At 43.6% G+C, this 17,626-nt stretch carries 16 protein-coding genes; 9 read left to right on the plus strand and 7 right to left on the minus strand.

Translation table 11 applies throughout. The features are described 5' to 3' along the window. Positions 1-332 precede the first annotated feature (332 nt). The 5 genes from JMX75_RS12965 to JMX75_RS12290 all read left to right on the plus strand — a co-directional run bounded on the left by JMX75_RS12965 (position 333) and on the right by JMX75_RS12290 (position 3,099). Entirely contained in the window at positions 333-794 is a 462-nt protein-coding gene (locus JMX75_RS12965) for a TerD family protein (protein WP_227673095.1), read from the plus strand. Between the two features lie 48 nt (positions 795-842). After that, on the plus strand, positions 843-1,628 hold the full coding sequence (locus JMX75_RS12970) for a vWA domain-containing protein (RefSeq protein ID WP_227673096.1): 786 nt from the start codon (positions 843-845) through the stop codon (positions 1,626-1,628). 16 nt (positions 1,629-1,644) lie between these two features. Further along, positions 1,645-2,055 carry a hypothetical protein gene (locus JMX75_RS12280; protein WP_201532506.1) on the plus strand — a complete coding sequence of 137 codons (411 nt, stop codon included), beginning with the start codon at positions 1,645-1,647 and terminating at the stop codon, positions 2,053-2,055. A gap of 166 nt (positions 2,056-2,221) precedes the next feature. Next, a complete protein-coding gene (locus tag JMX75_RS12285; protein ID WP_011514448.1) occupies positions 2,222-2,644 on the plus strand; it encodes a YbaN family protein in 423 nt (140 codons plus the stop codon). A gap of 245 nt (positions 2,645-2,889) precedes the next feature. Further along, positions 2,890-3,099 (plus strand): cold-shock protein, encoded by a 210-nt coding sequence (locus tag JMX75_RS12290; protein ID WP_010201661.1) that lies wholly within the window; start codon positions 2,890-2,892, stop codon positions 3,097-3,099. Between the two features lie 253 nt (positions 3,100-3,352). On the opposite strand, the gene JMX75_RS12295 is transcribed toward JMX75_RS12290, so the two are convergent. Beyond that, a complete protein-coding gene (locus JMX75_RS12295) occupies positions 3,353-4,438 on the minus strand; it encodes a YeiH family protein (protein ID WP_201532507.1) in 1,086 nt (361 codons plus the stop codon). A 227-nt stretch (positions 4,439-4,665) separates the two neighbouring features. Between JMX75_RS12295 and JMX75_RS12300 the strand changes: the two genes are divergently transcribed. Then, a complete protein-coding gene (locus JMX75_RS12300) occupies positions 4,666-5,607 on the plus strand; it encodes a LysR substrate-binding domain-containing protein (protein WP_201532508.1) in 942 nt (313 codons plus the stop codon). A 169-nt stretch (positions 5,608-5,776) separates the two neighbouring features. Here JMX75_RS12300 and JMX75_RS12305 read toward each other — a convergent pair whose 3' ends face one another. Then, a complete protein-coding gene (locus JMX75_RS12305) occupies positions 5,777-6,238 on the minus strand; it encodes a universal stress protein (protein ID WP_201532509.1) in 462 nt (153 codons plus the stop codon). A gap of 363 nt (positions 6,239-6,601) precedes the next feature. Here JMX75_RS12305 and JMX75_RS12310 point away from each other — a divergent pair, with 363 nt between their 5' ends. Continuing rightward, positions 6,602-9,664, plus strand: coding sequence for an insulinase family protein (locus JMX75_RS12310; protein WP_201532510.1), 3,063 nt, complete (start codon positions 6,602-6,604; stop codon positions 9,662-9,664). 114 nt (positions 9,665-9,778) lie between these two features. Here the strand turns inward: JMX75_RS12310 and JMX75_RS12315 are convergent, their stop codons facing one another. The 3 genes from JMX75_RS12315 to JMX75_RS12325 form a co-directional block, all read right to left on the minus strand. Continuing rightward, positions 9,779-11,098 carry a serine hydrolase domain-containing protein gene (locus tag JMX75_RS12315; RefSeq protein ID WP_181209643.1) on the minus strand — a complete coding sequence of 440 codons (1,320 nt, stop codon included), beginning with the start codon at positions 11,096-11,098 and terminating at the stop codon, positions 9,779-9,781. Positions 11,099-11,229: 131 nt separating this feature from the next. Then, complete coding sequence (locus JMX75_RS12320) at positions 11,230-11,793, minus strand: NUDIX hydrolase (protein WP_011514442.1); 564 nt, start codon at positions 11,791-11,793, stop codon at positions 11,230-11,232. 321 nt (positions 11,794-12,114) lie between these two features. Beyond that, positions 12,115-12,636: an HPP family protein gene (locus tag JMX75_RS12325; protein ID WP_133104776.1), complete on the minus strand. Its 522-nt coding sequence runs from the start codon at positions 12,634-12,636 to the stop codon at positions 12,115-12,117. A 159-nt stretch (positions 12,637-12,795) separates the two neighbouring features. Here JMX75_RS12325 and JMX75_RS12330 point away from each other — a divergent pair, with 159 nt between their 5' ends. Continuing rightward, on the plus strand, positions 12,796-13,533 hold the full coding sequence (locus JMX75_RS12330; protein ID WP_020444274.1) for an NUDIX hydrolase: 738 nt from the start codon (positions 12,796-12,798) through the stop codon (positions 13,531-13,533). 80 nt (positions 13,534-13,613) lie between these two features. Here the strand turns inward: JMX75_RS12330 and JMX75_RS12335 are convergent, their stop codons facing one another. Continuing rightward, a complete protein-coding gene (locus tag JMX75_RS12335) occupies positions 13,614-14,978 on the minus strand; it encodes an oxygenase MpaB family protein (RefSeq protein ID WP_201532511.1) in 1,365 nt (454 codons plus the stop codon). Between the two features lie 78 nt (positions 14,979-15,056). Next, positions 15,057-16,259 carry a Na+/H+ antiporter NhaA gene (gene nhaA / locus JMX75_RS12340; RefSeq protein WP_011514438.1) on the minus strand — a complete coding sequence of 401 codons (1,203 nt, stop codon included), beginning with the start codon at positions 16,257-16,259 and terminating at the stop codon, positions 15,057-15,059. Between the two features lie 566 nt (positions 16,260-16,825). Here nhaA and JMX75_RS12345 point away from each other — a divergent pair. Then, positions 16,826-17,581: a TSUP family transporter gene (locus JMX75_RS12345; protein ID WP_041772313.1), complete on the plus strand. Its 756-nt coding sequence runs from the start codon at positions 16,826-16,828 to the stop codon at positions 17,579-17,581. Positions 17,582-17,626 lie beyond the last annotated feature (45 nt).

Consider the following 17,626-nt stretch of genomic DNA (forward strand, 5'->3'; position numbering starts at 1 on the left):
TAAACCCTATTGAGAAAAAATGGGCTCAAGTAAAGTCTCTACGCCAAGGGTGGATGGAAAATGACTTATCCAAATTATTTTATGATGTTTGTCCTAGCCATAACACTTTTGTTTTGAACTGACTATATATTACGAGTAGATTGTCAAACGAGTTACAAGGTAATGAACTCGTAAGATTAGAAGCGTTCATCCGCTGGGTGAAACGTGAGATTCAAAAAATGTAATTGTCTTCAACTATAAAAAACCGCCACAGCAATTACTATGGTGGTTTTTTAATGTCAGTAATTAGTCTATTATCTTTAAAGGAATAGAAATCGAACGTAAGGAACACCATGAACCATCTCACTGTCGGACAACGCGCGCCTTTGGGCAACCTTGCTATTGACGACATCGCACCCATCACGCTCAAGTTCACTCGCCAAAGCCCAATAGAGATGGACATCAGTTGCTTTGCCTTAGACGCAGCGGGCAAACTGATCAATGATGATTACATGGTGTTTTATAATCAGCCAACCTCACCTTGCGGGCAAATCAAGCTCACCCATTACGAGTCGCAGCCAACGGCGAGTAAAGGCATCCAAGCCGAGTTTGAAGTCAACTTATCCAAACTGGCGACTAATATAGACAGCTTGTTTTTTGTACTATCAGCCGACACGCCGCTCAATCAAATTCAATCACTAGAGATTGGCATTTGGCAGCAATCACAAAAGGCACAGGCAGCGTATCAAGCAGCAGACTTTGCCCAGCAGCAAGCCAGTATGTTGATGCAGCTTTATCGTAAGGGTGGCGTGTAGCGAGTATCTAACGTCGCGCAAGGCTTTAATGGTGGACTTGCCGCTATCGTGCAGCACTTCGGTGGCGATGTAGAAGAGAGTAGCCCGCAACTACTCGAGCCGACCGTAACGCCAGTGCAAGCAAAACCGTCGTTAGAGAAGGTCATGCTAGACAAAGCACCAAAACTAGTCAATCTGGCTAAAAAAGCCACGATATCGCTTGAGAAACGCCAATTGCAGCAGTTAACCGCAAAAGTGGCACTAGTGCTAGATGCCTCAGGCTCAATGAACAGACAATATAAACAAGGCCGCGTGCAAGAGGTGGTCAACCGCTTATTACCATTGGCAGTAAGCTTCGATGACGACCAAGCGCTAGACTGCTGGGCGTTTGCCAGAGATCCGCAGTATTTGGGTGAGATTGGGCTGAGTAACTATGACGGTTTCATTGACAACGCTCACGGCGGCTGGCGCAAATGGGCACTTGGCCCGCGTGTGAATAACGAAGCAGAAGTCATGAAAGCCGTGACGGAGTTTTATCAAAAAGACGGCTTGGATGTGCCTATCTACGTGCTATTTATCAGTGATGGCGGGGTGAATGACAATCGCGGTATCACGAGAGTCATGACGGAAGCGGCGAAACTACCGATATTTTGGCAGTTCGTGGGCTTGGGTGGTCGTGGTTATGGCATTCTAAAAAAACTAGACGACATGACAGGGCGCGTGATTGATAATTGCGACTTCTTTGAATTAGACGATTTGGATGACATTAGCGAAGAGTCTCTTTATGAGAGTATGCTAGAAGAGTTCCCAAGCTGGCTAAAAGAAGCTTGTAAGATTGGATTGATAACATCATAACTGAGGAGTAACCGCCATGTTCACTGTGAAAACAACATCAACTACAAAAGCCCTCACTTTAAGTGCTTTGTTTTTAAGTCTAAGCGCTTGCGTCTCTTTACCTACCAATGAAAACATCTTAACAGATGCTGATCTCATTCGAGCTGCCCAGCAAAAAGAATCAGCGCCAACCGAAGGCGCGCAGCAGAAGGTCATTGGCGTGCATAACGGTATTGCAGTGGTCAAATCCTTTCAGTGCTCAGACCTCTGTCCGCAGAATACCTTGCGCGTGATTTATTATGACGTACCTACCGATGCCACTTGTGACAGTATCGGCGGTGTGACCAAATCCATATTAGTACCCATCGCCATTACCGTAATGCCAAAAGAATACTGTTTTCCAAAGGCAATCGCAGACTACTGGGAAAGCTATCCTGCCAAACCGTAGTGAGTAACGACCGATATTTACCTAACTGCTAAACAAGCTACGTATCGGTAGCAAAACCGTGCAAAATCAGTCTTGAACCTAGGTTTCAATTTCTTTATCTTTGATAACTTATATAGGTAGTCCATACCTGATGACCTAATGTCTCACACTGACTGATAAAACTATCATGACTCAATTAAAAAAATCTTTTTATTACCGACCCAAGACCAATCAACATAACAATCCAACGGTGCGTTGGATGTTTTTGATATTTGGTTGGTTGTTTTTTGCCTTGGGTATCATTGGGGTATTATTACCTGTCATGCCGACCGCACCTTTTATCTTACTAGCGGCAGGGTGCTGGGCGCGTAGCTCACGACGCTTTCATTTTTGGCTGATTAATCATAAATATTTTGGTAAATTCGTCCGAGATTGGGAAGATCGCCATGCTGTACCTTTATATGGCAAGTGGCTAGCGACGATAATGATGGCAATTTCAACAACAATGTTATTTTTTAACATTCCTGCAGATATGATGTGGGTAGCTTGGCTGGTAGCCACGGTCTGTACTGGGGTAGCGGTCTATTTGTTCCGTTTGCCAAATGCCTAAAATGCGTTGATTTTAGGGCAAAAAACAGTCAAAAAGCGGCTTTGGTTACATGAAACCTAAGATAATACTTGCGAAAATGGGATCTTGCCCTTATAATACTTCCAAGCTTAAGAGCAGTTCTGCACCAAATCATTACCTCGTAGTATTAGTTATAATCCTTCGTTTTAATATTTATCGTTCAGTAGCTATTTGCAAGCGTTACCGGTCACTAGACCATTAATAAATTTAAAAGTAGGATTATCAATATGTCAGATACTCAAAAAGGTACAGTTAAGTGGTTCAACGAAGCTAAAGGCTTTGGTTTTATCGCTCCAGAAACTGGCGCAGACGTTTTTGCTCATTACAGCGAAATCACTGGTTCAGGTTTCAAAACTTTAGCTGAAGGCCAAGAAGTTGAGTTCACTGTAACTCAAGGTCAAAAAGGCCCACAAGCCCATAACATCGTTGCTATCTAATCTGTCTTTATAGACACTTAGAGCAAGATGAAAAAAAAGCGAACCTTCGGGTTCGTTTTTTTTCGTCTACGATTTAGTACAAGCTATTTGCAATCAATAGCTTAATATCTATAACGTGCACTTTATGTTGATTGGCTTTTAAATCAGACAATGAACCAAAAATGCCGATGACTACGCTGGTCGTCGGCATTTTTGATCTATATAACTCACAGCAATAATGATAACGAGCGGCAAGGATATTTGGTAGTTTACTTTAGCCAATCAAGCTAATACCAATATTAATAAATCCACCGCCAACGATCAGCCAAGCAAACATAATCGTCCCAAGTATTAAAGGTTTGACGCCCGCTTGTTTAATAGCGCTCAGATGCGTAGTTAAGCCCAGCGCAAACATCGCCATGGTGAGCAGCACATCGTCTAGCATGACCATACTACGCTCAAAGCTTGCGGTCATCGGCACCCAAGTGTGCAGTAAGACGATGGCAATAAATATAAAGGCAAACCAAGGGACTTTGACTTCTTTAATACGACTCATAAATGAAGCATTTTCACCATTTTCACTACAGCCTTTGGTCAGAGCAAAAGACAATACCAGTAAGAAAGGGGCGAGCATCATGACCCGAATCATCTTGGTGACAACAGCTGTATCACCCACTTCAGGACTGACTGCGTTACCAGCGACGACGACTTGAGCCACTTCATGAATGGTTGAACCCGTATAAACTCCGTACTGCTGAGCACTTAACCAAGGTTGCAACCAACCAAGATGGTATAAAAACGGATAGAGTAGCATCGCAACCGTACCAAAGACCACCACTGTCGCCACGGCGATAGTGACTTTATGCGCTTCTGCTTTAACGATTGGGTCGGCGGCGATGACGGCGGCTGCCCCGCAAATACTCGCGCCTGAGCCAATCAATATAGTCGTTTTTTTATCGACTTTTAGCCATTTCGTACCCAGCCAATAGGTCAATAAAAAAGTCGATGTTAGTACCAGTGCATCCGTCATAATCGCTGGCATACCCACGCTAGCAACTTGGGTCACTGTTAGTTTAAAACCATAAAACATAATGGCGAGTCTTAAAATCTGCCCTTTAGCAAAACAAACTCCTTCATTTAAACGCTCAGCAAAATTGGTATAGACCGTATTGCCAAGTATCATCCCGATCAAAATCGCTAGCGTCAGTGATGACAGTCCTACGATGCGCCCATTTGTCCATGTGTTTACACTAGTATTGAGCCATAAACAAAATAGACTGCCAATCAGCACGACGATGAGCCCTGCTAGATGGCGGCTGCGTGGAAAATAGTTGTTCACTGATTGGGTCAAGGCGTACATGACTGACTGTCCTATTATCTATAATCGAAATAAGCATAAGCTTATGAATAGACATTATAAGATAGACAAATCTATAATAAAAACAGATTAATTAGATACAAATTATCGATTTTATAGGTTAATAGAAAGTCTTAGGGTTAAAAAGACAGTTTTTTAGATAATAGAGGGTTTTCAAAATAACAGATGGTTTTTAGATTGTATCAATAAGATAGGATGTCAGAGAAATTATGAAAAAAGCCATGCAGGGATTACCAAAGATTACCCTCAAGCAATTATCGGTGTTTGTCAGTATTTATCAAACCGGTAGTACCAGTCGTGCCAGTGAAGCGCTGCATTTATCGCAGTCGGCGGTCAGTAGTGCGTTGACAGAATTAGAAGCAAGGCTGCAAATGCCATTGTTTGAACGCGTTGGGCGTAGGCTCAATCAGCACCCCAATGCCCATCCTATTTATATACAAGCTCAAGCTATCCTAGGGCAGTCGTTGACACTAGAGCATTATCATAAGCACCAAGCAGGGCAGATCCACATTGGTGCTAGTACGACTATTGGCAATTACGTACTGCCGCCGCTGCTTGCCAAGCTCTATGAGGCGCTGCCAGATGCAGATGTTGATATGTATATTGCCAATACTCAAGAGGTAGTAGCAGAAGTTGAGCAACTAAATATTGATATTGCTTTAGTCGAAGGTATGCCGCGCCCAGTAGATATGAAGGTGATTGAGCAGCGCGTGTGGCGCACTGATACTTTGATGATTTTTGCTAAGCACGACAGCAAATGGTTGACCGATGTGGGTTATTACAACGATGCAAATAATTGCTATGAGCTGAGTATTGAGCAACTATCAACGCTACCACTATTGGTACGAGAAGCGGGGTCTGGTACGCGGCAGATCATTGATGAGCAATTATTGCAGCATTTGCCCAATGCTGAGGTGATTATGGCAATACAGCAGTCGGAGGCGATTAAGCATATGGTCAGTGCTGATATTGGACTTGGGTGCCTGTCACAGCACGTCATTGAAGCAGAGCTTGCAACAGGGAAGCTGGTACAAGTGCAGGTTGCAGGAATTGATTTGTCACGTACATGGTGGCTGGTATGGCATAAAGCGCGCCATCAAAGCCCGATTTGGCAAAGCTTTATTGATATTATTCAAGAGGATCGTGTGTAAAGGTAGCTATAGTCAGCTCCGTATTAAAAAATATAGCGAAACTGGAATAAATTTTTGTAGCCTCTGTCGACGCAGCCACAGCAAGCAAGAAAAATTTGTACCAGTTTCGCCCTATAATAAAGTGCATTCACCTTATTTAGTATCGACTGTATTAATTCTATGCTTACACTTATTTATTGACCGGCTTATCAAGTCTCACAACTAAGCTGTCACAAGGTACATTTGGCAAGATATTATCTGCCGTTGCGCCGCTAAGCCAAGCTGCGATGCCATGACGTTCATGACGACCAATAACCAATAAATCAACGTCATTCTTATGGCAATAGTTGACAATACCTTCACTATTTGAGATGGCAGTCGTCACCTCAGAGTTGACCACATGTAAGTTGTTACGATCTAAAAACTGCGCCAGTTTTGCACGCGCTTCTTGGCAACGCTCATCATCAATCTCATCATATAAGCTTGAGGCAGGCACCAGCTCGTAGCCAAAGCCAACCATGGTATCTTTTACGATATGCAATACCGATAATTTGGAGTCAGGACGATTATCAACGATACGCTTGGCTTTTTGAGCAACCAAGTCAGCATCGGATAGTAAGTCGGTGACCAATAAAATATGTTGGTAACTCATGAGCGGCTCCTTCCTTGTGGCAGATGATTTTAACTATAGCACTACTAATGACTGCTGTTAAGTAGGCTTTGTTAAATCGGGCGCTATCTTTATCCATTATTCTTGATGACTTATTGTTTTTCTCCACCCACTGTCTTGACTTACTAGCGTATTAGCCCCATCTACTGTCGTTAGGCAAATTCTTTTTAGCTGATAAATGCCATTCAATTCGAAGATGACCTATGAGGCTTTGATAACTTTAATTGTTTATTCAAAGCGATCTTTTTATAAATATAAATTTTACTATTTTAATTGCTGATATCGATTTCATACCTTGGTTATTGGCTAAGATGATACTGAAGTAATTAATGCATAAGGATAACCATGACCGACACGCTATTTACCGCTGATTTAACCCTGCATCCTGCCTTTGAGCTGATTGAGCACCGCCATATCGATGCATTATCGATGGATGTGCTGATCAGTCAGCATATCAAAACCGGAGCGATGCATTATCACTTGGCGCATCCGAGTGATGAAAATGCCTTTTTGGTCGGCTTTCGTACCCAGCCGATGGATTCAAAAGGTGAGGCGCATATTTTAGAGCACGTCGCATTATGTGGCTCTGAAAAGTTCCCCGTTCGTGATCCGTTCTTTTCGATGATTAAGCGCTCATTAAATACCTTTATGAATGCGATGACTGCTGCCGATTGGACAGCGTATCCGTATGCCACGCAAAATAAAAACGACTACTTTAATTTGCTTGCCGTTTATCTTGATGCGTCATTTTTCCCCAATATTCACCCGCTTGATTTTGCCCAAGAAGGCATCCGTGTTGAGTTAGACGAAAATGACAAGCCGCAATTTAAGGGTATCGTTTTTAATGAAATGAAAGGCGCAATGAGTGGCGAGATTGACCAGTTGTATCATACGGTCGCCCATCATCTGTTCCCAACAACGACCTATCACTATAATTCGGGCGGTGATCCTGCTGATATCCCAGATTTGACCCATCATGAACTGGTTGAATTCCATCAGAGCCATTATCATCCGTCAAACAGTGTGATTATGAGCTTTGGTAATATTCCAGTCGCTGAAACGCAAGCAAAAATCCATGACGATGCTTTGATTCAGTTTGAAGCGGGCAAAAAACATGTATCCCGTCCAGAGCAGCGTTTGTCTGCACCTATTAGCGCGGTCGATACTTATACTGCTGATGAAGCTGGTCCCGATCAGACTCATCACGTGCTTGCGTGGTTATTACCATCGATTACTGATCCGAAGCAGCGTTTGGCACTGCGTCTCTTAGAAGGCGTATTGATTGAGCATGCTGGCTCGCCGTTACGTGCCTATTTAGATAGCCACCCACTAGGCAAAGCGCCAAGTCCATTATTGGGATTGGATGACAGTCATTATGAGATGGTCTTTTATACTGGTTTACGCGGCTCTAACCCTGAACATGCTGAAGCAGTAGAGCAGGGTATTATTGATTTGCTTAAAGAGGTCGCGAGCAAACCGATTGATGATGAAACCATTGAAACTATCTTGCATCAAATCGAGATTGATCAGCGCCATATCGGCGGTGATAGCATGCCGTATGGTTTGAATCTCATGCTAGAAGGCTTTAGTACGGCGATTCATGATGGCAATCCCATTGATGTCTGGGAAGTTGATGAGCATTTACAATGGCTACGTGAACAAGTAAAAGATGCGCAATGGTTACCGAATTTAATCAAAACTCATTTGCTTGATAATCAGCATCGTGTGCGCGTCACAATGACGCCTGACAGCGAAAAAACCGCCCGTCTGGCAGCAGCTGAACAGACCCGTCTTGATACCATCGAGATGGATTTGACCGCTGATGATAAAGCTATCTTAAAACAACAAGCGCTTGATTTGGCAGCGCGCCAAGCGGCACCAGATGATTTAAGCTTATTACCAAAAGTTGGTTTAGAAGATGTGCCGACCGATATCAGCTTTAAGCAAGGCACGCAAAAGCAGATTAATTTAAGCGGCAAAGACAGCACGTTATTCGAATATGAAGCGGGCACTAACGGCTTGTATTATTATCAAATCATCGTACCGTTAACCGATGAGATTGGTAAGAATAAGAATGAAGAGCTACCCGTTAATGAGGTGATTAATCATCCGCTGTTGCCTATCTATTTAAGCTTATTATCAGAGCTAGGTACAGATTCTCTGAGTGCTCACGAAATGCAGGCCAAACAAGCGGCACATTCATCTGGTGTGACGGCTCGTATCAGCCAACGTACCAATGTCGATGACAGCCAAGCGATTAGCAGCTACTTTGTGGTGGCAACGCGCGCGCTCAATCGTAAACCTGAAGCGATTGATTTACTCAAAGAAGTCATGGAACATAGCGTATTCACTGAGCATGACCGTATCAAAGAAATCTTGCAGCAGCGTCAAGCAGGTTGGCAATCAAACCTTGCTGGTTCAGGGCATTCTTATGCCATGCAAACCGCCAGTCGCGGCATGAGTCGCCAAGCACAATTAGAATATGTACGCAGCGGTCTGCCAGCACTAAACGCGTTAAAAGACTTCTTAACCCATGCCAGTACTGATGATGCGCAGTGGGATAAATTGGCAACCAGCTTGATGGATTTACATCAACGGTTAATCAGCTTGCCTAAGCATGCGGTTATTATCTGTGAAGCTGAACAAACCGAACGCTTGAGCAACTTAATCGTTGATAGCTGGAAAGACAGCCAAGCGCCGAAGATTGCAGCGCAGTTAAAAAATTCTGATGCGAGTATCGAAGCAAATATTCCAAGTGAGTTTACGGAATTATCGCTAAATGCTGCATTAAGTGGTGAAAACACAGCTGCAACAGAAGAAGTAGCCGTTGACGATTTGGCATGGCTGGTTCCAACCAATGTCTATCATAATGCCAGTGCTTATACCGTTCCTACGGCTGATCATCCTGATACGGTAGCCCTGATGGTATTAGCGCCTTACCTGCGCAATGGCTATCTGCATAGCGCCATTCGTGAGCGCGGCGGTGCTTATGGCGGTGGTGCGGGCTACGACGCCAATGCTTGTGCCTTTAAGTTCTTTAGCTATCGCGATCCACAGTGTGCTGAGACTTTTGCCCATTTCGATGCCAGTATCGAATGGCTGTTGAATGAACCGCAAACCGATGAGCAGTTAGAAGAAGCCATCTTAGGTATTATCTCAGGAATGGATAAGCCAGGCTCTCCAGCAGGTGAGGCAATTAAAGCCTGCTTCGCTGATTTGCATCATCGCGGTGTTGACTGGCAACGTAAAATGCGTGCAGCAATTTTGGCTGTAACAGTAGCTGACTTGCAACGTGTTGCTAAGCAATACCTGCAAGGGCAAAAGCATGTCCGCGCGGTATTAGCGCCTTATGATAAAGAAGCAGCAGTACAAGAGCTTGGCTTTAAAGTCTGTAAAATTAAAAGCTAGCTTTTAACTTGTAAAAAATCAGTATCTATATAAAAAACCGCCGCTTCCAGTATTTATATTGAAAGCGGCGGTTTTGTTTTGGTTGAGTATTTTAAAGCGCTATTTCTTAAAGGCTTACTTTTTAATTAAGTAATTAGCGACTGCTTTATAGGCAGGTAGCGAAGTTGGGTCGATTTTACCATTACTGGCTTCAGGGTATGAGGAAAAGCGAACGATGACCATATCGGCTGCTGGATCAACATAGACCGTTTGACCGTGGACGCCACGTGCTGCATAAATAGGCGTGGGATTATTAAACAGCCACCACATACTTTTATAGCTGCCATTATTGAGCTGTTTATAGCCCGCTTTTGCAAATGCGCCTTTATCACCGCCAGCTTCGATATTATCGACTACCGCTGTTGGGAATAAGCGCTCACCATTCATCTCGCCTTTATTGAGCATCAAGCTGCCAATACGTGCCATATCATGCAAACCTGCACTGATGCCGCCGCCAGCAAACGGCGTACCCTTAGCATCGACCGTCATATACGCGCTTTGTTCGGCACCGATTTTTTGCCAGATACGTTCAGAGAGCAGGTCATCGATTGCCTTGCCAGTGGTGCGTGAAATAATCCAGCCGAGTGCATCACTATTGATGGTTCGATAGTTAAACTCTACACCGTGCTCGCCCTTTTTAGGTACCGTTTGCAGATATTCAAAATAGCCATTGGGTCCGCTATAGCCTTTGGGTTTTGGTAACGGGCTTGCCGCTTCTGAATACTTCCAGATGTCTGCGTCAGGATCGGCATAGTCTTCACTATAATCGAGCGCCGTGGTCATATCCATCACTTGGCGTACGGTGGCATCGCCAAAGCCACTTTTTGCCAGCTCAGGAATAATAGAGGCAACCAATGCCTTATCATCAAGCTTACCTTCGGTGACGAGGATTTCTGCTAATAATCCTGTCATTGACTTGGTCATCGACATTGCGGCGTGATTACCCAGCTCATTGAGGCAACCATTTTGACGCTCATAGACGACCTTGCCATGATGCATGATCATAATGCCGTCTGTATAGTTGGCATCAAGTGACTGCCGCCATGTCATAGGGCGTTTGCTATTGGTTGGGGTAAAGGTAATGGCATCAATATTTTTATCGAGTGCATAGTCAAGTTTGGATGGTGCACCGATACCGCGACTGACTTCGGTAGTGGGCATTAGCTCTCGAATATGACAGACTGTCCAACGCAGTTTGGGAAAGCTAAAAAAGTCCGACTGTGGTTGAGTGATTAGCTTGTCTTTTGGAGGCGGGAAACCTTGCATCCAGCCGAGCGTTTGCGGGTCTGATTCCTTAGCGGTTAAAGGGGTGCTTTCAGCATGACCGCTTACACTCGTCAGCCCTAGGGCTAAAGTTAGCGGTAATAGGGCAAAAGAGTGTTGTAGTGTCAGCATGGTATCCTCGCGACTTAGCTTAAGCGGTTAACATTAGGCAATAAAAAACCATTGATAAGATTTGAGCTTAATTCTTATCAACGGTCTTTACTACTTGCTTTTGTAAGTCAGCTTTTTAGCGAGCTTCGTTATTAATAGCGCTTAATGGCTTGGTCTTTACCAATGATCTCTTGATGAATTGGGAATTGATCATAACTGTCGTAATGTTGACGGTCTGCAAAATAGCTTTTTAGGGTACGGCGTACCGCTTCAAACGCAAGCTTATCCCAAGGAATGTCTTCTTCTGTGAATAACGCACAATCAAGACTTTCAGAGCCGATACCATAAGCACCGTCTTTTAGTTCGGTGATATAGATGCTATAGATTTGACCAATATCTGGAATGTCATACAAGCAATATAAATGTGGATTGATCACGACCGCGTCAGCCTCTTCAAAGCTCTCACGCGCGGCACCTTCGGCCATGGTTTCGCCGTTTTCCATAAAGCCTGCAGGTAACGTCCATAAGCCATACTGCGGCTCGATTGCGCGTCGACAGAGCAGCACCCGATGTTTATGGACGACCAGTGAACCACAGATTATCTTTGGGTTTTCATAATGAATATAATGACAGTTTGGGCATACCAAACGCGGTATATTATCCGTAGCTGGTATTTTGCGTTCTGCTTCACAACCGCATTGTAGACAATAGCGCATATTGACTGCCTTATATAATGAAATGAGAGAGATAAGGTTACTTTAAGACGTATAACTTTAAGATTTATAATTATTGTTGTATCAGATACTAGGGCTATCGAATATCAGATTATTATCTGACAATCGCCCTTTATATTAAGATAACACAAATCTTCCTCATACTGGCAATGATAATAATAACAGCGTATTTTGTGAGTTGAATCACCGTTGGAATTCCTTGTGTGCTAACAGAATAGACCAAGCCTATCAGTCACACAAAAGGTATGCAGTTATTATCAGATTGCGCTAGGCTATAAGTGACTCTATTTTAAATTGACTATGTTACCAATAGCGCGGGTAGTGTCTGCCACGACCAATGTTGTTGTAAATGAGCGCTACCACTACTAAGGCAAGGGCACCTACTAGCGTCGGAGTGAGCAAAAAATGCCACTTTACGCCGCCGAGCATCACAATCAATGGATTGGATCCTGCAGGTGGATGCGGTACGCGCAGCAGTAACATGAGAGCAATTGCCGTACCAACGGCAAGGGACAAGCTCCACCACTCAACCCCAAATAAAGACATAAAAGCTAAGCCAGTAAAGGTAGTAATAAGATGACCACCGACAATGTTTCTTGGCTGAGCAAAAGGGCTTTCTGGATAAGCAAAAATAAGCAGGCAGCTGGCGCCAAATGAGCCCAAAATCATCGCGATATTTTGCCAATTTCCCAGTAATGCCAATACAGCAGTGGCAAATGTTCCGCCAGCCCAAGCAATAGCAATGATGACTAATGGCAATCTTTGCGGGCAATCATCAGTTTTGCCCTGCATTTTATGTAATGAAAAAATCTTATCCACGAGCATTTCCTAAATAATATATGAACGACACCCTTGATCCATGAGGACCAATTGTAGTCGTACAATGATAAAAGACCATGTCTGTCTGACGGTTGTCGCAATCTGCTTGCTGCAACGATTCAACGCTTTGATGGCTAATACTGATAAAAAAACAGGGCAATTATAATGCTAAATCCCTCACAGTCCGTACGTTTTGATGAAATGACAGTCGCTGTACCAGATTTTATACGTTATCCCACGATCAGAAAGTTGGCTGAACGGGTGCAGCACGAGACCTTAAAAGCTATTGCTAGTCCCGCACTTTATGACTCTCACGACCATTCGCGCAGTGCCCGTATTTTAAATAGTCTTTATCAAACCCCAATCGCCGATGCCTCTATCTTGGTCGCTATCACTCATGAGCGCCATCCTAAGCTGCTGCTGACTCGCCGCGCTGCTCATATGAACAGTCATGCTGGCGAGGTATCCTGTGCTGGTGGCAAACATGAAGTAGGTGATGGTAACAATGTCGTTACCGCCCTACGTGAGGCTTGCGAGGAAACTGCGCTACCGCCTAATAAAGTTCAGCTGCTTGGTCAACTGCCTATCCAAACCTCTAAAAGTGGTATGAGTGTACGTCCTATTGTGGCGCTTATTGCGCCAGATCTGCTTTTGGTGCCAGAGCTTGGGGAGATATCACGCATTTTTTGGGCAGATTTTGAGACTTTATTAACTCAGCCAACAGTCGAATATTCCATAGAATATACATTGCAAGATCAGGCAGCAACGCTTCTGACACCGAGCTGGCAAGTAGATGGCGAAACAGTGTGGGGTCTGACGGGACGAGTCATTGCCAGTTTATTAGAAACAGGCTTTGATCGGCAGCTAGAGTGGTATTACCGCATACAAGACACTCGATCATAGAAGTGTTAGATGCTCGCTAATAATCATGTTTTTGGCGAAGGAGGATCGTTATTATAAACGTTAGTGATAATGAATGCATTCTATTTATAATAATCATCATTTTTCTTTAACCACCAGTTCATATTGTCTTGGCGTTTAGCACGAAATGCTTCTAGCTTGTTGGCGACTCTACTATTGTGTTGACGGGCAGTATCGAGGGCAAATAGAATCGGCACGGAAGACAATACGCCAAAGCGTATTTTTGATTTTGGTAGGTTTAGCCCATCGCCAATATCATCACCAACCAAGGTACGGGTCACGCTGGCATTGACCATCTCAACAAAACGCCCACGGCGATTGTCCTCACCCATCAGCTGACGTGGCAAATCGTGTAGGGCTTTTGCCAGTGGTCGTCCCATTTTAAAATCAAGCTGCTGAATCGACAAATAGGTATAGAGCCATTCCCAACTGGCGGCTTCATCTTTTGGCAGTCGCTGCAAATCTACCCCCATCCAATAACTGGCAAGATTCCATAAATGCAAAATGCCTTCTGCTTCCTCAGTGCTAATACGGGCGCCAAGCAATCTTAATCCGCGCATAATCAATAGTGAAAACTGCAAATGAGTAGCAATCATATCGGTTTGATTGATAGGAATACCCCAATATGCGGTATTCCAGCTGCCATCTGGATTGTGATGTTGGTTGGCATCTGGTATGACGCCTTTAGCAGCATTGCCTTTACCTTTGAGCAAGTTCTGTCGTACTGAGGTATGTATTTGACGTACTTTAATGGATTGCTGCCAACCTTCAGAGCCGATAGCCAGTACTCGTTCAATATTAGGTTTGCTATGCTCTGAATCTAAATGCAATTGAGGGTGCTCAGAGACCGCCAAGATATAGGCGTAGGTACGCATCAATCTTGGTAAAGCGTCATGCATCAGTGCGCCAGTCTGAATCAGCGGTAGCGATAAGGCAGGGATACTATAGCCTGCCATGAGGGCCACATTACGCAACAGCCAAATCAGCATCAGTGGATAACGGCGATAGGCAACCGCGCCGATTTGGGCAAGCTTAGGATCAAACCAATCGGGATGGCGACTAAATTGTTCAGTTAATGCGTTGAATGAGGAATTATTCTTGAGGTTAGAGTCCGCTTTCTCATCAATAATAAACTGCTGTAATGGCTTGGCAAAACGAATGCCATCAGAGGCTAGATCATCTGCTATTGGATCGCCAATATCGTAGCCTGCAACTATTTCCTCTAACAAATCTTGCGATATGACAAAGTCTTTTGGCAGTAGATAACGCTTAATGCGTTTTAATACTTGCAGATCACTATGATCATCAATGGCAGTGGTGCGTCCATGACGCTGATAAGAAACAGGCGCTTGATGACAGCCTGCACCTTGCCGAGCACTGGCGGTACTTGTTTTAGCGATTTTTTTAGAGATGTCGATGGAATCCATATTTATAAGCAACTCTGTATCAACTGCTTTTTATGAAGTTGATTGAGCTACTTTGGGATAAAGTAGCTCAATCGTACATTAAGAATGACGCGTTAAGTCTACAGAGGTTACATTAACCTCATCTTTTAAAGTGGCTTTGAGCATCATATAACCTGCGATACCAGAGACGATTGAACCCATAATGATACCCAAACGCTCATCAAATAATGGTGTCTCACCGGCAAATGCAAGCCCACCGATAAACAAACTCATGGTAAAGCCCACACCACATAACAATGCTGCGCCATAGATTTGCTTAAAGTTCATACCTTTTGGCATAGTAGAAATGCCCAGTTTAAAGATTAACCAGCACATCAGCATGACGCCTACTTGTTTACCGATGAACAGTCCGGCGGCAATACCAAGCGGCACAGAATGAAACAGCTCGCCAAACCCTGCGCCCTTAAGCGAAATGCCCGCATTGGCAAAAGCAAACAATGGCAGGATACCGTAAGAAACGGTGTTTTGTAGGTCGTGCTCAAGCTCTTCAAGCGGGGAATGCTCAGGGTCAGTGCGATCAAATAAAGGAATAAATAGCGCCAATACAACCCCAGCTAATGTTGCATGGATACCGGATTTGAGTACGGCAACCCACATGATAACGCCAATTAGCAAATAAGGAGTTATGCTAGTAACGTTACGGCGATTAAGCAGATATAAAAACGGCAGACATAAGCCCGCGATAGCCAGTGAACCAAGCGATAAATCATTGGTATAAAATAAAGCAATGATAATAATCGCGCCGATATCATCAAAAATAGCAATCGAGACTAAGAATACTTTTAATGAGTTGGGTACGCGATTACCAAGTAAACTCAAAATACCAAGAGCAAAGGCGATATCGGTTGCGGCAGGAATCGCCCAACCTCGCCAAAACTCAGGTTCATTATAGTTAAAAAACAGATAGACGATGGCTGGCATGATCATTCCGCCAAGAGCCGCCCCTGCTGGCAAGATAATTTGCTTTACATTGGACAGCTCGCCGATTAACACTTCACGCTTAAGCTCAAGTCCCACTAAAAAGAAGAACACTGCCATCAAGCCATCATTAATCCAATGATGCGCATCTTTAGCGATTGAGAAGCTGCCAATTTGAATAGCGACAGGTGCGTGAATAAAGGATTCGTACCACGTATTTAGAGAAGTATTAGCAATAATCATTGCTGCGATAGCTGCCAGCGCTAGGACGATGCCGCCCGAAGCCTCGAGATTAAAAAACGCTCTGATTTTATGTATTGCCATATTGTCCTCATTAACTAAATAAAACGTGCGAAAGTATTCAAAAGCTCAAGTATTTTTGTATGTCTGTAATGGCTCCGCCTTAAGTACGCGACCACATATGGGGACGAGTCTTTGTTAGCACTGATGTTTATAATACCAGTGTAATAGACGTATATCCCTAGTTTCTCATATTCTTATTCATATAAACAAATGAAATAGGTTACCGGTATTACCTTTTAACTTGAAAGCTTCATGACGAAAAAAGCTGTTTTTAAAGTATCTTGTGCGATAAATCTAGCAGAATTTGCTAGGGTTATGGCTTTTTTCGCAGTTTTATCTTTATAATAAGCCGCTTTACGTAACGGTTAGCATCGGATTTGACTCTTATAGCATTAGCCGTTATCAAAATAATATACACATTATCTATCCATATTTTTTGCCTGATATTCATCCAACTACTTTTAAATGAGCGTTTTTAAACAAATACTATCAAAAAGTATTGCTAAAAAAATGCTGCTAAAAAGTAGAATTGGTTGAATCTTTTAAGGCTTGTGTCTCTTATATCATAAATTTTGCAGGTCAGTGTCATGGACGTATCCCTTTCTATTGAAGTTATTCTAATGTTGACCGCTGTAGCCGCGTTGGCAGGTTTTATCGATGCTATTGCTGGTGGCGGTGGTTTGTTGACCATTCCTGCCATGCTACTTGCCAATATTCCGCCTGTATTGACATTGGGTACCAATAAGCTACAAGCAGCATCAGGGGCACTAGCGGCGTCTATTACCATGATTAGAAAGGGTGTGGTTAAACCCAAGAATATTAAAACAGCGATTATTGCGGCTTTTATTGGCTCTATCTTTGGCTCAATCGCGGTGCAGTTATCGCCACCTGACTTGTTAGAAAAGCTGATTCCATTTTTGATTGCGGCCATTGGTATCTATACTTTGTTTGCCCCCAAACTTGGTGAAGTGGAAGCTGCCCCTCGTATCTCAGAAGGTGTTTGGCAAAAAATTGCCGCCCCTTTAATTGGTTTTTATGACGGCTATATGGGACCTGGGACGGGTATGTTTTTTGCGCTTGGCAATGTGGCGTTACGTGGTCGAAAAATTATCGAAGCAACTGGTGCGGCAAAGGTACTGAATTTATCGACCAATATTGGCTCATTAATCTTCTTTATATTGGGCGGTAATGTATTGTGGACAGTAGGGCTGGCGATGATGGTAGGGCAAACTATAGGGGCGTATTTTGGCTCGCATATGGTAGTAAAAGGTGGCAGTAGACTCATTCGTCCCATGATTGTATTGGTTTGTCTTGTGATGGTGACTAAATATGTACTTGGTTAGTGGAGAGTAGATTGATCAAGAAGAATGCAACTCTTGGTCTAAAAA

The organism is Psychrobacter sp. LFX-11D, from assembly GCF_904846475.1.
Classification (GTDB): Bacteria; Pseudomonadota; Gammaproteobacteria; order Pseudomonadales; family Moraxellaceae; genus Psychrobacter; species Psychrobacter cryohalolentis.

Coding starts and splice junctions, on each gene's coding strand:
- JMX75_RS12965 (WP_227673095.1), top strand. CDS start 333: ATGAACCATCTCACTGTCGGACAACGCGCGCCTTTGGGCAACCTTGCT.
- JMX75_RS12280 (WP_201532506.1), top strand. CDS start 1,645: ATGTTCACTGTGAAAACAACATCAACTACAAAAGCCCTCACTTTAAGT.
- JMX75_RS12285 (WP_011514448.1), top strand. CDS start 2,222: ATGACTCAATTAAAAAAATCTTTTTATTACCGACCCAAGACCAATCAA.
- JMX75_RS12290 (WP_010201661.1), top strand. CDS start 2,890: ATGTCAGATACTCAAAAAGGTACAGTTAAGTGGTTCAACGAAGCTAAA.
- JMX75_RS12295 (WP_201532507.1), bottom strand. CDS start 4,438: ATGTACGCCTTGACCCAATCAGTGAACAACTATTTTCCACGCAGCCGC.
- JMX75_RS12300 (WP_201532508.1), top strand. CDS start 4,666: ATGAAAAAAGCCATGCAGGGATTACCAAAGATTACCCTCAAGCAATTA.
- JMX75_RS12305 (WP_201532509.1), bottom strand. CDS start 6,238: ATGAGTTACCAACATATTTTATTGGTCACCGACTTACTATCCGATGCT.
- JMX75_RS12310 (WP_201532510.1), top strand. CDS start 6,602: ATGACCGACACGCTATTTACCGCTGATTTAACCCTGCATCCTGCCTTT.
- JMX75_RS12315 (WP_181209643.1), bottom strand. CDS start 11,098: ATGCTGACACTACAACACTCTTTTGCCCTATTACCGCTAACTTTAGCC.
- JMX75_RS12320 (WP_011514442.1), bottom strand. CDS start 11,793: ATGCGCTATTGTCTACAATGCGGTTGTGAAGCAGAACGCAAAATACCA.
- JMX75_RS12325 (WP_133104776.1), bottom strand. CDS start 12,636: ATGCTCGTGGATAAGATTTTTTCATTACATAAAATGCAGGGCAAAACT.
- JMX75_RS12330 (WP_020444274.1), top strand. CDS start 12,796: ATGCTAAATCCCTCACAGTCCGTACGTTTTGATGAAATGACAGTCGCT.
- JMX75_RS12335 (WP_201532511.1), bottom strand. CDS start 14,978: ATGGATTCCATCGACATCTCTAAAAAAATCGCTAAAACAAGTACCGCC.
- nhaA (WP_011514438.1), bottom strand. CDS start 16,259: ATGGCAATACATAAAATCAGAGCGTTTTTTAATCTCGAGGCTTCGGGC.
- JMX75_RS12345 (WP_041772313.1), top strand. CDS start 16,826: ATGGACGTATCCCTTTCTATTGAAGTTATTCTAATGTTGACCGCTGTA.